Source organism: Streptococcus sp. cx1, from assembly GCF_052384325.1.
Taxonomy (GTDB): Bacteria; Bacillota; Bacilli; order Lactobacillales; family Streptococcaceae; genus Streptococcus; species Streptococcus salivarius_G.
Genome location: NZ_JBQSUN010000004.1, coordinates 1 through 13,541 on the forward strand (window position 1 = coordinate 1; position 13,541 = coordinate 13,541).

The window sequence follows — 13,541 nt, forward strand, 5'->3', positions numbered from 1 at the left end:
AGTTGTCTTAAGAGAGACAAAGACCTTTGAGAACTGAATAAGAAACCAAGTGCAGGGTTATGATAGAAGAATTATAACCTGTCAATTTACAAGAATAAATCGTCAGACGACGGTAATGAGTTAACGCTCGAACAATTATTAAAATTTTTAATGAGAGTTTGATCCTGGCTCAGGACGAACGCTGGCGGCGTGCCTAATACATGCAAGTAGAACGCTGAAGAGAGGAGCTTGCTCTTCTTGGATGAGTTGCGAACGGGTGAGTAACGCGTAGGTAACCTGCCTTGTAGCGGGGGATAACTATTGGAAACGATAGCTAATACCGCATAACAATGGATGACACATGTCATTTATTTGAAAGGGGCAATTGCTCCACTACAAGATGGACCTGCGTTGTATTAGCTAGTAGGTGAGGTAACGGCTCACCTAGGCGACGATACATAGCCGACCTGAGAGGGTGATCGGCCACACTGGGACTGAGACACGGCCCAGACTCCTACGGGAGGCAGCAGTAGGGAATCTTCGGCAATGGGGGCAACCCTGACCGAGCAACGCCGCGTGAGTGAAGAAGGTTTTCGGATCGTAAAGCTCTGTTGTAAGTCAAGAACGAGTGTGAGAGTGGAAAGTTCACACTGTGACGGTAGCTTACCAGAAAGGGACGGCTAACTACGTGCCAGCAGCCGCGGTAATACGTAGGTCCCGAGCGTTGTCCGGATTTATTGGGCGTAAAGCGAGCGCAGGCGGTTTGATAAGTCTGAAGTTAAAGGCTGTGGCTCAACCATAGTTCGCTTTGGAAACTGTCAAACTTGAGTGCAGAAGGGGAGAGTGGAATTCCATGTGTAGCGGTGAAATGCGTAGATATATGGAGGAACACCGGTGGCGAAAGCGGCTCTCTGGTCTGTAACTGACGCTGAGGCTCGAAAGCGTGGGGAGCGAACAGGATTAGATACCCTGGTAGTCCACGCCGTAAACGATGAGTGCTAGGTGTTGGATCCTTTCCGGGATTCAGTGCCGCAGCTAACGCATTAAGCACTCCGCCTGGGGAGTACGACCGCAAGGTTGAAACTCAAAGGAATTGACGGGGGCCCGCACAAGCGGTGGAGCATGTGGTTTAATTCGAAGCAACGCGAAGAACCTTACCAGGTCTTGACATCCCGATGCTATTTCTAGAGATAGAAAGTTACTTCGGTACATCGGTGACAGGTGGTGCATGGTTGTCGTCAGCTCGTGTCGTGAGATGTTGGGTTAAGTCCCGCAACGAGCGCAACCCCTATTGTTAGTTGCCATCATTCAGTTGGGCACTCTAGCGAGACTGCCGGTAATAAACCGGAGGAAGGTGGGGATGACGTCAAATCATCATGCCCCTTATGACCTGGGCTACACACGTGCTACAATGGTTGGTACAACGAGTTGCGAGTCGGTGACGGCAAGCTAATCTCTTAAAGCCAATCTCAGTTCGGATTGTAGGCTGCAACTCGCCTACATGAAGTCGGAATCGCTAGTAATCGCGGATCAGCACGCCGCGGTGAATACGTTCCCGGGCCTTGTACACACCGCCCGTCACACCACGAGAGTTTGTAACACCCGAAGTCGGTGAGGTAACCTTTTGGAGCCAGCCGCCTAAGGTGGGATAGATGATTGGGGTGAAGTCGTAACAAGGTAGCCGTATCGGAAGGTGCGGCTGGATCACCTCCTTTCTAAGGAAAAACGGAATGTACTTGAGTTTCTTATTTAGTTTTGAGAGGTCTTGTGGGGCCTTAGCTCAGCTGGGAGAGCGCCTGCTTTGCACGCAGGAGGTCAGCGGTTCGATCCCGCTAGGCTCCATTGAATCGAAAGATTCAAGTATTGTCCATTGAAAATTGAATATCTATATCAAATTCCATATGTAATTAATTACATATAGATAGTAACAAGAAAATAAACCGAAACGCTGTGAATATTTAATGAGTTAGGTCGAAAGACCAAAATAAGGTTAAGTTAATAAGGGCGCACGGTGGATGCCTTGGCACTAGAAGCCGATGAAGGACGTGACTAACGACGAAATGCTTTGGGGAGCTGTAAGTGAGCAATGATCCAGAGATGTCCGAATGGGGGAACCCGGCAGGTAATGCCTGTCACTCATTACTGTTAAGGTAATGTAGAGGAAGACGCAGTGAACTGAAACATCTAAGTAGCTGCAGGAAGAGAAAGCAAAAGCGATTGCCTTAGTAGCGGCGAGCGAAACGGCAAGAGGGCAAACCGAAGAGTTTACTCTTCGGGGTTGTAGGACTGCAACGTGGACTTAAAGATTATAGAAGAACTACCTGGGAAGGTAGGCCAAAGAGAGTAATAGCCTCGTATTCGAAATAGTCTTTATACCTAGCAGTATCCTGAGTACGGCGAGACACGAGAAATCTCGTCGGAATCTGGGAGGACCATCTCCCAACCCTAAATACTCTCTAGTGACCGATAGTGAACCAGTACCGTGAGGGAAAGGTGAAAAGCACCCCGGGAGGGGAGTGAAATAGAACCTGAAACCGTGTGCCTACAACAAGTTCGAGCCCGTTAATGGGTGAGAGCGTGCCTTTTGTAGAATGAACCGGCGAGTTACGATATGATGCGAGGTTAAGTTGAAGAGACGGAGCCGTAGGGAAACCGAGTCTTAATAGGGCGCATTAGTATCATGTCGTAGACCCGAAACCATGTGACCTACCCATGAGCAGGTTGAAGGTGAGGTAAAACTCACTGGAGGACCGAACCAGGGCACGTTGAAAAGTGCTTGGATGACTTGTGGGTAGCGGAGAAATTCCAAACGAACTTGGAGATAGCTGGTTCTCTCCGAAATAGCTTTAGGGCTAGCGTCGATGTTAAGTCTCTTGGAGGTAGAGCACTGTTTGGGTGAGGGGTCCATCCCGGATTACCAATCTCAGATAAACTCCGAATGCCAACGAGATATAATCGGCAGTCAGACTGCGAGTGCTAAGATCCGTAGTCGAAAGGGAAACAGCCCAGACCACCAGCTAAGGTCCCAAAATATATGTTAAGTGGAAAAGGATGTGGGGTTGCACAGACAACTAGGATGTTAGCTTAGAAGCAGCTATTCATTCAAAGAGTGCGTAATAGCTCACTAGTCGAGTGACCCTGCGCCGAAAATGTACCGGGGCTAAAACATATTACCGAAGCTGTGGATACCTTTATAGGTATGGTAGGAGAGCGTTCTATGTGCGAAGAAGGTGTACCGTGAGGAGTGCTGGAGCGCATAGAAGTGAGAATGCCGGTATGAGTAGCGAAAGACAGGTGAGAATCCTGTCCACCGTAAGACTAAGGTTTCCAGGGGAAGGCTCGTCCGCCCTGGGTTAGTCGGGACCTAAGGAGAGACCGAAAGGTGTATCCGATGGACAACAGGTTGATATTCCTGTACTAGAGTATATAGTGATGGAGGGACGCAGTAGGCTAACTAAACCAGACGATTGGAAGTGTCTGGCCAAGCAGTGAGGTGTGATATGAGTCAAATGCTTATATCTATAACATTGAGCTGTGATGGGGAGCGAAGTTTAGTAGCGAAGTTAGTGATGTCACACTGCCGAGAAAAGCTTCTAGCGTTAATTATACTCTACCCGTACCGCAAACCGACACAGGTAGTCGAGGCGAGTAGCCTCAGGTGAGCGAGAGAACTCTCGTTAAGGAACTCGGCAAAATGGCCCCGTAACTTCGGGAGAAGGGGCGCTGACTTATGGTCAGCCGCAGTGAATAGGCCCAAGCAACTGTTTATCAAAAACACAGCTCTCTGCTAAATCGTAAGATGATGTATAGGGGGTGACGCCTGCCCGGTGCTGGAAGGTTAAGAGGAGTGCTTAGCAATAGCGAAGGTATGAATTGAAGCCCCAGTAAACGGCGGCCGTAACTATAACGGTCCTAAGGTAGCGAAATTCCTTGTCGGGTAAGTTCCGACCCGCACGAAAGGCGTAATGATTTGGGCACTGTCTCAACGAGAGACTCGGTGAAATTTTAGTACCTGTGAAGATGCAGGTTACCCGCGACAGGACGGAAAGACCCCATGGAGCTTTACTGCAGTTTGATATTGAGTATCTGTACCACATGTACAGGATAGGTAGGAGCCTATGACCTCGGGACGCCAGTTTCGAGTGAGGCGTTGTTGGGATACTACCCTTGTGTTATGGCTACTCTAACCCAGATAGGTTATCCCTATCGGAGACAGTGTCTGACGGGCAGTTTGACTGGGGCGGTCGCCTCCTAAAAGGTAACGGAGGCGCCCAAAGGTTCCCTCAGAATGGTTGGAAATCATTCGCAGAGTGTAAAGGTATAAGGGAGCTTGACTGCGAGAGCTACAACTCGAGCAGGGACGAAAGTCGGGCTTAGTGATCCGGTGGTTCCGCATGGAAGGGCCATCGCTCAACGGATAAAAGCTACCCTGGGGATAACAGGCTTATCTCCCCCAAGAGTTCACATCGACGGGGAGGTTTGGCACCTCGATGTCGGCTCGTCGCATCCTGGGGCTGTAGTCGGTCCCAAGGGTTGGGCTGTTCGCCCATTAAAGCGGCACGCGAGCTGGGTTCAGAACGTCGTGAGACAGTTCGGTCCCTATCCGTCGCGGGCGTAGGAAATTTGAGAGGATCTGCTCCTAGTACGAGAGGACCAGAGTGGACTTACCGCTGGTGTACCAGTTGTTCTGCCAAGAGCATCGCTGGGTAGCTATGTAGGGAAGGGATAAACGCTGAAAGCATCTAAGTGTGAAGCCCACCTCAAGATGAGATTTCCCATGATTTTATATCAGTAAGAGCCCTGAGAGATGATCAGGTTGATAGGTTAGAAGTGGAAGTGTGGTGACACATGTAGCGGACTAATACTAATAGCTCGAGGACTTATCCAAAGAAAGTAACTGAGACATATTGACAACGATTTGGTTTCTTGATACAGTATAGATATTCAATTTTGAGTTGAGAATACTCAGAGTTAAGTGACGATAGCCTAGGAGATACACCTGTTCCCATGCCGAACACAGAAGTTAAGCCCTAGTACGCCTGATGTAGTTGGGGGTTGCCCCCTGTTAGATATGGTAGTCGCTTAGCGTTTATCCGCCATAGCTCAGTTGGTAGTAGCGCATGACTGTTAATCATGATGTCGTAGGTTCGAGTCCTACTGGCGGAGTATAGATTTCATTGCTGGACGTTGGTCTAGCTTTTTTTGTTTTTATCACCTTTTATAGTGACATATATGTCGCTATTTTATTTCTTATTTATCTCTTATAATAGGTCTCGTAATTAATTTAATTACAAAAATTATATCTATTAATAGGAGGTTGAATGGAACAAGAAGTTTTTGTTCACGCATATGAGGTTGTTAGGCCGATTGTACTTAAGGCTAGTCGACAATATTTCATCCAACTTTGGGACCAAGCTGATATGGAGCAAGAAGCTATGATGACGCTTTATCAGCTTTTAGAAAAGTTTCCTGAATTAAAGTCTGATGATGATAAGTTACGGCGATATTTTAAAACGAAATTTAGGAATAGACTTAATGATGAGGTTAGAAGGCAGGAGTCTGTAAAACGACAAGCTAATCGACAATGTTATATCGAAATTTCAGATATTGCTTTTTGTCTTCCGAATAAAGAGTTAGATGCGGTAGATAGGCTTGTTTATGATGAGCAGCTTAATGCTTTCCGTAATCAGTTGTCTTCGGAAGATGCTACTAAGTTAGACCGTCTGCTAGCTGGAGAATGTTTTAGAGGTCGAAAAAAGATGATCAGGGAGTTAAAATTTTGGATGGTAGATTTTGATCCTTATAATGAAGATGATTAATTTTGAATATAGATTCTAGTCTAGTATTATTGAGTAAAAGTCATAAAAAACACTTCGAAAGTAGATTTCTGTTATCTATCTTTTGAAGTGTTTTTAATGTAGTGTAAAGAATTTATTTTACTGCTATAGGGTTCCCAATGAATCTTGGAAGTTCAATATTTTCTTTGGTTAGGGCTTCTTGGTAAAGTTTTAAGAAATCAGCATAGATATGAATTTGTTGTCCATTTTGTGTAAAAATATCAATACGAAATACTAGTTGTCCAGAAGGAGTTGTGCTTAACCCAATGATATTTGGAGTTCCACAGATTTGGGGATAGTTTTCAATGTTTTCTCGATTTACTTCTTGTATGATACTTGTCACCTTATTGATATCGGTTGACGGGTAGACTGGGATATCAATTTGAGCTCTCATGTCCCCTCGAGATTTGTTGGATACAATTGTGATATTTCTGTTAGGTATAAAATGGAGGGTTCCATCAAATCCTCGAATTTGAGTAGTTCGAATACCTACGGTTGAAACAAGGCCTGTAACGGCTCCTACTTCAACTGCGTCACCGACTTCAAATTGGTTTTCTAACAATATGAAAAAACCATTAACGACATCAGATAGGAAGCCTTGAGCTCCTAGACCAAGAGCAACCCCAGCAAGTCCTGCCCCAGCAAGGAGGCTAGATACTGGGACCCCAAGGATACTAAGAAGACAGTAAACAAGGAAGAAGTATAGCACGTAGTTCATGCAATTGTGTAGTAATCGTTCAATGGTTTTTTGTCGAGCAGGTGTTTGAATTGTCCAAGCTAGAGAGCGTCCCACTGTATGTTTAAAAAGGAAGTTGATAATCTTCTTACTAAGAAGAAAGATGATGAGGAGAATAAGGAGTTTAATCCCTTTCGTAATGAGTACCATTAGGGCCTCTTCAAAATTAAATTGTTGGATGTATCTTTGTAAAATATTCATAGCTATAGTTTATCAAAATTTTGAAAAAGTAGCAGTTTCTAACGATTTTCTTGTGATTAAATTGGATAAAAAAACTTTTAAAAGGCTTTGAAATATGGTAAACTAAACTGTATCTATAAAAAATTTTAAGGAGAATGACTACATGTCTGTATCATTTGAAAACACAGCCACTAACCGTGGTGTGGTGACATTCACTATCGGTCAAGATAAAATTCAACCAGCTTTGGATCAAGCATTTAACAAGGTTAAAAAGAATTTGAACGCTCCAGGCTTCCGTAAAGGACACATGCCTCGTGCCGTATTTAACCAAAAATTTGGTGAAGAAGCTCTTTATGACGATGCTTTGAATGCAATTCTTCCAGCAGCTTATGAAGCAGCGATTGCTGAACTTGGTCTTGATGTTGTTGCACAACCAAAAATTGATGTAAAATCAATTGAAAAAGGTCAAGATTGGACACTTACTGCAGAAGTTGTTACAAAACCTGAAGTAAAACTTGGTGCATATAAAGATCTTGAAGTTTCAGTTGAAGCTTCTAAAGAAGTTACTGATGAAGAAGTTGATGCTAAGCTTGAAAACGAACGCAAAAACTTGGCTGAATTGGTTGTTAAAGAAGGTGCAGCTGAAAATGGCGACACTGTTGTTATCGACTTTGTTGGTTCAGTAGACGGTGTTGAATTTGATGGTGGTAAAGGTGAAAACCACTCTCTTGAACTTGGTTCAGGTCAATTTATCCCAGGTTTCGAAGACCAATTGGTTGGAGCAAAAGCTGGTGATGAAGTAGAAGTTAAAGTAACTTTCCCAGAAGACTATCAAGCTGCTGACCTTGCAGGTAAAGCTGCTGTATTTGTTACTAAAGTTAACGAAGTTAAAGCTAAAGAAGTTCCAGCTCTTGATGATGAGTTGGCTAAAGATCTTGACGATGAAGTTGAAACTCTTGACGAGTTGAAAGCTAAATACCGTAAAGAACTTGAAGCAGCTAAAGAAATCGCATTTGATGACGCTGTTGAAGGTGCTGCACTTGATTTGGCTGTTGAAAACGCTGAAATCGTTGAATTGCCAGCAGAAATGGTTGAAGACGAAGTTCACCGTGCTATGAACGAATTCATGGGTAACATGCAACGTCAAGGTATCTCTCCTGAAATGTACTTCCAAATCACTGGTACAACTCAAGAAGATCTTCACAAACAATATGAAGCTGACGCTGACAAACGTGTGAAAACTAACCTTGTTATCGAAGCTGTTGCTGCTGCTGAAGGATTCGACGCTACAGAAGAAGAAATCCAAAAAGAAATTAACGATCTTGCAGCTGAGTACAACATGGAAGTATCACAAGTTTCTGCACTTCTTTCACCTGAAATGCTTAAACACGATATCACTATGAAGAAAGCTGTTGAAGTTATCACAAGCACAGCAAAAGTTAAATAATATGACTAAAATCAAGTTTCTGTTGAGACTTGATTTTTTCTTCTATAAATGCTTTGACTATTGACTCTTTTTAGCGTAAAATAAAAGGTAGCGAAAAATTGATTGCTGAGCTATTTCTGATAGAAACTAGCTTGAGTAAGAATGAAGGAGAACCACTTTGGAACTAGACGTATTTGCTGGACAAGAAAAAAGTGAATTATCAATGATTGAAGTGGCCCGTGCTATCTTAGAAACACGTGGTCGTGATAATGAAATGTATTTCAATGATTTGGTCAATGAAATTCAAAATTACTTAGAAAAATCGGATGCTGATATCCGCAATGCTTTGCCATTCTTTTATTCAGATTTGAATACGGATGGAAGTTTCATTCCACTAGGTGATAACAAATGGGGCTTGCGTTCATGGTATGCAATTGATGAAATCGATGAAGAGGTCATCACATTGGAAGATACTGATGAAAATGCACCAAAACGTAAGAACAAGAAAGTTAATGCCTTCATGGATGGTGATGAAGATGCCATCGATTATAATGACGATGATCCAGAAGACGAGAACTTTACACCTGATTCTGATAGTCTTGAATATGACGACGATAGCGAAGATGATGAGAAAGCCGAAGTGGAATCTTATGACTCTGAGCTGAATGAAATTATTCCAGATGATGATTTGGATGATGTTGAGTTGTCAGAAGAAGATGATGACGATGACTATGAGGATGAGTCAAACGACTAAGTTTTCATTGACAAATGGTCTTGGATAGTTTAGACTATTTATCGGGCACCTCTTTTGAAGAGGTCATGATTAAGGCTCCCAGAGTAAAACTCTTGGGGGTCATTTTTATTTTTAGTCATTTACTGGACTTGTCTAAGGTGAGGTACTTTGTACGGCTCCCATCAGGTACTAGGAAAGGACTATCGTGATTATCTGAGTGGGTAATCAATCTGCTATCTGTAGTTGTTTTGAATTATATTATAAGGAGTTAACATGACAAAATATATTTTCGTCACTGGTGGTGTGGTATCTTCAATTGGTAAAGGGATTGTAGCTGCAAGTCTTGGGCGTTTGCTTAAGAACCGTGGTCTTAAGGTTACGATTCAAAAATTTGATCCTTACATCAATATTGACCCAGGGACAATGAGTCCTTACCAACACGGTGAAGTTTACGTCACTGATGATGGTACTGAAACTGACCTTGACCTTGGTCACTACGAACGCTTTATTGATATCAATCTTAATAAATACTCTAACGTGACTACTGGTAAGATTTATAGCGAAGTTTTGCGTAAGGAACGTAAAGGAGAGTATCTTGGTGCGACTGTTCAGGTGATTCCGCATATCACAGATGCTTTGAAAGACAAGATTAAGCGCGCAGCGACAACAACTGATTCAGATGTCATTATCACTGAAGTTGGTGGTACGGTTGGTGATATTGAAAGTCTTCCATTCCTTGAAGCGCTTCGTCAAATGAAGGCTGATGTGGGCTCTGACAACGTTATGTATATCCACACAACGCTTCTTCCTTATTTGAAGGCTGCTGGTGAAATGAAGACAAAACCAACGCAACACTCTGTTAAGGAATTGCGTGGTTTGGGTATCCAACCAAATATGTTGGTTATTCGTACAGAACAACCTGCTGGTCAGGGAATCAAGAATAAATTAGCTCAGTTCTGTGATGTTGCACCTGAGGCTGTTATCGAATCACTCGACGTGGAACATATCTATCAAGTGCCACTTAATATGCAGGCTCAAGGTATGGATCAAATCGTTTGTGATCATTTGAAACTGGATGCTCCAGCTGCAGATATGACAGAGTGGTCTGCTATGGTTGATAAGGTGCTTAACCTTAAGAAAACAACTAAAATTGCTCTTGTTGGTAAGTATGTGGAGCTTCACGATGCTTACTTGTCAGTAGTTGAGGCACTTAAACACTCAGGTTTGGCAAATGATACTGCCATTGATATTGACTGGGTCAATGCTAATGATTTGACTGCTGAAAATGTTGCTTCTCGTTTGGCTGATGCTGATGGTATCATTGTTCCTGGTGGTTTCGGTCAACGTGGTACTGAAGGTAAGATTCAAGCTATTCGTTATGCACGTGAAAATGATGTGCCAATGTTAGGTGTCTGTCTCGGTATGCAATTGACATGTATTGAGTTTGCTCGCCACGTTCTTCACTTGGATGGCGCTAATTCAGCTGAGCTTGATCCAAACACAAAATATCCAATTATCGATATTATGCGTGATCAAATTGACATTGAAGATATGGGTGGTACTCTTCGTCTCGGTCTTTACCCATGTAAGTTGAAACCAGGTTCTAAGGCTGCTGCCGCTTATGGCAACCAAGAAGTTGTTCAACGTCGTCACCGTCACCGTTATGAATTTAATACTAAGTTCCGTGAACAGTTTGAGGCTGAGGGCTTTGTATTCTCAGGTGTGTCACCAGATAATCGTTTGATGGAAGTTGTAGAACTCCCAGACAAGAAATTCTTTGTGGCAGCACAATACCACCCAGAATACCATAGCCGTCCAAACCATGCTGAAGAACTTTATAATGCCTTTGTAACAGCAGCGGTTGAAAATGCTAAATAATTATCTAAGACAGAGTGGGGGAGCCTACTCTGTTTTTTATTGTCTCCTTTTATGCTAAAATAAAGGGAATAATAAGAAAGAACGAGGAAAACAAATGGCTAAATTTGGCTTTTTGTCAGTATTGGAAGAAGAATTGGATAAGCATCTAGACTATGATTTTGCGATGGACTGGGATAAAAAAAATCATGCTGTGGAAGTAACCTTTATCCTAGAAGCGCAAAACAGTGGCAATGTGGAGACTATTGATGATAAGGGTGAAGTGTCTGATGAAGATGTTATTTTTGAAGATTACGTGCTCTTTTACAATCCAGCAAAATCACGTTTTGATGAAGAGGACTACCTAGCGACAATCCCATATGAACCTAAGAAAGGTCTATCTCGTGAGTTTTTGGCCTATTTTGCGGAGACTTTGAATGAGGTGGCGACAGAAGGATTGAGTGACTTGATGGATTTTCTATCTGATGATGGACCTGAGGAATTTGGTTTGGTTTGGGACAAAGAAGCTTTCGAAAAAGGGAAAGATCAACTTGAAGAGAAGGAATTTTTTGCTTATCCGAGGTATTAAAGGGAGCGAAAAGGGATGGATGCTTATTTAAAAGATCAGTTTGATTTTACAGGTGTTAAGGCTGCCTTACTCGTAGAGCAAAGTATTTTGGTCATTCTCAGAGATAATAAACCAGATATTCCTTGGCCAAATACATGGGAATTGCCAGGTGGTGGAAGAGAAGGTCAAGAAACGCCTCTTGAATGTCTTCAACGTGAGGTCTGGGAGGAGCTGGGCTTGACTTTGACAGAGGAATCGATTATTTGGTCGAAAATCTATCCTAGTATGTTGGATAAAGATAGGTCAGCTGTCTTTGTGGTTGGCCGAATTAGCCAAGAGCAGTATCGTGAGATTCGTTTTGGTGACGAGGGGCAGGAATTTAAACTAATGCCTGTAGAGGACTTTATAAAAGCAGAAGGTGTCATTCCCCAGTTGCAGGAACGCTTTAAAGACTATTTATCAGAAAAGGAAGAAAATAATATATGGACAAATGGCAAGAACTAACGATTGAGGTTAATCGTGAGGTCGAAGAGGTGGCTTCTAATATTTTAATTGAATCTGGAAGCCAGGGTGTGGCTATTGATGATAGTGCAGATTATTTGGAAAATGCGGACCGTTTTGGTGAGCTTTATCCTGAGGTTGAACAGGTTGAGACGGTTAAAATTACGGCTTACTATCCGGAGTCAGCAGATATCGAAGCTATTACTAAGCAGGTTAATGAGCGTTTGGCTGAGTTGACGGATTTTGGTCTTGAAACTGGAGATATTCACTTGGCTACTCAAGAATTGGTTGAAGAAGACTGGGCTGAGAATTGGAAGAAGTACTATGAACCAGCTCGCATTACCCACGATTTGACTATCGTACCGTCATGGACGGATTATGAGGCATCAGTAGGTGAGAAGATTATCAAGCTAGATCCTGGCATGGCCTTTGGGACAGGAACACACCCGACAACTAAGATGAGTCTTTTTGCACTCGAACAGGTGCTTCGTGGTGGCGAGACTGTGATTGATGTGGGAACTGGTTCGGGTGTCCTCTCGATTGCTAGCTCTCTTCTTGGAGCTAAGGAAATCTATGCCTATGACCTTGACGATGTGGCGGTTCGAGTGACACAGGAAAACATTGATATGAATCCTGGCATGGAAAATATCCACGTTGCTGCAGGTGACCTTTTGAAGGGTGTAACTCAAGAAGCTGATGTTATCGTGGCTAATATTTTGGCGGATATTCTCATCCATCTGACGGAAGATGCCTACCGTTTGGTTAAGGATGAAGGTTATTTGATTATGTCAGGGATTATCTCTGAAAAATGGGATATGGTGCGTGAATCGGCTGAGAAAGCTGGTTTCTTCCTAGAAACTCACATGGTTCAGGGAGAGTGGAATGCTTGTGTCTTCAAGAAGACAGATGATATTTCAGGTGTGATTGGAGGCTAAATGCAACAGTATTTTATAAAAGGGCAGGTTGAAAATCCAGTAATCATCAAAGACAAGGATACTGTGAAGCATATGTTTAACGTTATGCGTTTAACAGAGGATGATCAGGTTGTCTTGGTTTTTGAAGACGGTATCAAGCGTCTTGCGCGTGTGACTGACCGTGAGAATCATATCTTTGAAGTGATTGAAGACTTAAATGATAATGTTGAGATGCCTGTATCTGTAACCATTGCCTCTGGCTTTCCCAAGGGAGATAAGCTGGATCTGGTGACACAAAAGGCAACAGAGCTTGGAGCTCAGGCTATCTGGGCCTTCCCTGCCGACTGGTCTGTGGTCAAGTGGGATGGTAAGAAGCTTGCCAAGAAAGAAGATAAACTTGCCAAGATTGCTCTAGGAGCTGCAGAACAATCCAAGCGTAATCGTGTTCCAGAAGTTAGATTGTTCGAGAAGAAGGGAGAATTTCTATCAGAATTAGATAATTTTGATAAGATTTTTATCGCCTATGAGGAAACAGCCAAAGCAGGCGAGTTGGCTACTCTAGCTCGTGAGTTGGCTAAGGTAGAGAGTGGTCAGAAAATTCTCTTTATCTTTGGACCAGAAGGTGGTATTTCTCCGTCTGAGATTGATGCATTTGAAGAAGCTGGTGGCCTTAAAATTGGCCTTGGACCGCGTATTATGCGGACGGAAACGGCTCCTCTCTACGCTTTGAGTAGTGTCAGTTATGCCCTAGAATTGAATAAATAAGAGAAAGTTGGCCTTGTTCCAACTTTTTTTGTATTTGACACTTTTAAG

General features: G+C 43.1%; 9 protein-coding genes, 2 tRNA genes and 3 rRNA genes. 13 read left to right on the plus strand and 1 reads right to left on the minus strand.

The genetic code is table 11. The features are described from left to right. Positions 1-146 precede the first annotated feature (146 nt). The 6 genes from ACT170_RS06160 to ACT170_RS06185 all read left to right on the plus strand — a co-directional run bounded on the left by ACT170_RS06160 (position 147) and on the right by ACT170_RS06185 (position 5,798). A 16S ribosomal RNA gene (locus ACT170_RS06160) occupies positions 147-1,694 on the plus strand. A gap of 54 nt (positions 1,695-1,748) precedes the next feature. Then, positions 1,749-1,821: transfer RNA gene (locus ACT170_RS06165), tRNA-Ala, on the plus strand. Between the two features lie 146 nt (positions 1,822-1,967). Beyond that, positions 1,968-4,867 (plus strand): 23S ribosomal RNA (locus tag ACT170_RS06170). A gap of 83 nt (positions 4,868-4,950) precedes the next feature. Next, positions 4,951-5,066, plus strand: a 5S ribosomal RNA gene (rrf, locus tag ACT170_RS06175). The 16S, 23S and 5S rRNA genes sit together here with 2 tRNA genes alongside, the layout of an rRNA operon. Positions 5,067-5,071: 5 nt before the next feature. Further along, positions 5,072-5,145, plus strand: a tRNA-Asn gene (locus ACT170_RS06180). Between the two features lie 155 nt (positions 5,146-5,300). After that, positions 5,301-5,798: a sigma factor gene (locus ACT170_RS06185; RefSeq protein WP_021143466.1), complete on the plus strand. Its 498-nt coding sequence runs from the start codon at positions 5,301-5,303 to the stop codon at positions 5,796-5,798. A gap of 112 nt (positions 5,799-5,910) precedes the next feature. On the opposite strand, the gene ACT170_RS06190 is transcribed toward ACT170_RS06185, so the two are convergent. After that, complete coding sequence (locus ACT170_RS06190) at positions 5,911-6,753, minus strand: mechanosensitive ion channel family protein (RefSeq protein WP_349204542.1); 843 nt, start codon at positions 6,751-6,753, stop codon at positions 5,911-5,913. A gap of 142 nt (positions 6,754-6,895) precedes the next feature. Between ACT170_RS06190 and tig the strand changes: the two genes are divergently transcribed. The 7 genes from tig to ACT170_RS06225 all read left to right on the plus strand — a co-directional run bounded on the left by tig (position 6,896) and on the right by ACT170_RS06225 (position 13,493). After that, positions 6,896-8,179, plus strand: a complete 1,284-nt coding sequence (gene tig / locus ACT170_RS06195) for a trigger factor (RefSeq protein ID WP_002889721.1) — start codon at positions 6,896-6,898, stop codon at positions 8,177-8,179. 157 nt (positions 8,180-8,336) lie between these two features. Continuing rightward, positions 8,337-8,912, plus strand: a complete 576-nt coding sequence (rpoE, locus tag ACT170_RS06200) for a DNA-directed RNA polymerase subunit delta (RefSeq protein ID WP_002885605.1) — start codon at positions 8,337-8,339, stop codon at positions 8,910-8,912. Positions 8,913-9,164: 252 nt separating this feature from the next. Beyond that, on the plus strand, positions 9,165-10,769 hold the full coding sequence (locus ACT170_RS06205; RefSeq protein ID WP_444818123.1) for a CTP synthase: 1,605 nt from the start codon (positions 9,165-9,167) through the stop codon (positions 10,767-10,769). A gap of 94 nt (positions 10,770-10,863) precedes the next feature. Continuing rightward, a complete protein-coding gene (locus ACT170_RS06210) occupies positions 10,864-11,334 on the plus strand; it encodes a DUF3013 family protein (RefSeq protein WP_021143470.1) in 471 nt (156 codons plus the stop codon). A 15-nt stretch (positions 11,335-11,349) separates the two neighbouring features. Next, positions 11,350-11,817: an NUDIX hydrolase gene (locus tag ACT170_RS06215; protein WP_002885611.1), complete on the plus strand. Its 468-nt coding sequence runs from the start codon at positions 11,350-11,352 to the stop codon at positions 11,815-11,817. Continuing rightward, positions 11,796-12,749: a 50S ribosomal protein L11 methyltransferase gene (gene prmA / locus ACT170_RS06220; protein ID WP_021143471.1), complete on the plus strand. Its 954-nt coding sequence runs from the start codon at positions 11,796-11,798 to the stop codon at positions 12,747-12,749. Before ACT170_RS06215 ends, prmA begins: the two co-directional genes overlap by 22 nt. Continuing rightward, positions 12,750-13,493 carry a 16S rRNA (uracil(1498)-N(3))-methyltransferase gene (locus ACT170_RS06225; protein WP_021143472.1) on the plus strand — a complete coding sequence of 248 codons (744 nt, stop codon included), beginning with the start codon at positions 12,750-12,752 and terminating at the stop codon, positions 13,491-13,493. It abuts the gene before it with no gap. Positions 13,494-13,541 lie beyond the last annotated feature (48 nt).

Excerpts from the sequence above, each read along its gene's own strand:
- ACT170_RS06185 (WP_021143466.1), top strand. The coding sequence starts at position 5,301 with ATGGAACAAGAAGTTTTTGTTCACGCATATGAGGTTGTTAGGCCGATT.
- prmA (WP_021143471.1), top strand. The coding sequence starts at position 11,796 with ATGGACAAATGGCAAGAACTAACGATTGAGGTTAATCGTGAGGTCGAA.
- tig (WP_002889721.1), top strand. The coding sequence starts at position 6,896 with ATGTCTGTATCATTTGAAAACACAGCCACTAACCGTGGTGTGGTGACA.
- ACT170_RS06190 (WP_349204542.1), bottom strand. The coding sequence starts at position 6,753 with ATGAATATTTTACAAAGATACATCCAACAATTTAATTTTGAAGAGGCC.
- ACT170_RS06210 (WP_021143470.1), top strand. The coding sequence starts at position 10,864 with ATGGCTAAATTTGGCTTTTTGTCAGTATTGGAAGAAGAATTGGATAAG.
- ACT170_RS06225 (WP_021143472.1), top strand. The coding sequence starts at position 12,750 with ATGCAACAGTATTTTATAAAAGGGCAGGTTGAAAATCCAGTAATCATC.
- ACT170_RS06205 (WP_444818123.1), top strand. The coding sequence starts at position 9,165 with ATGACAAAATATATTTTCGTCACTGGTGGTGTGGTATCTTCAATTGGT.
- ACT170_RS06215 (WP_002885611.1), top strand. The coding sequence starts at position 11,350 with ATGGATGCTTATTTAAAAGATCAGTTTGATTTTACAGGTGTTAAGGCT.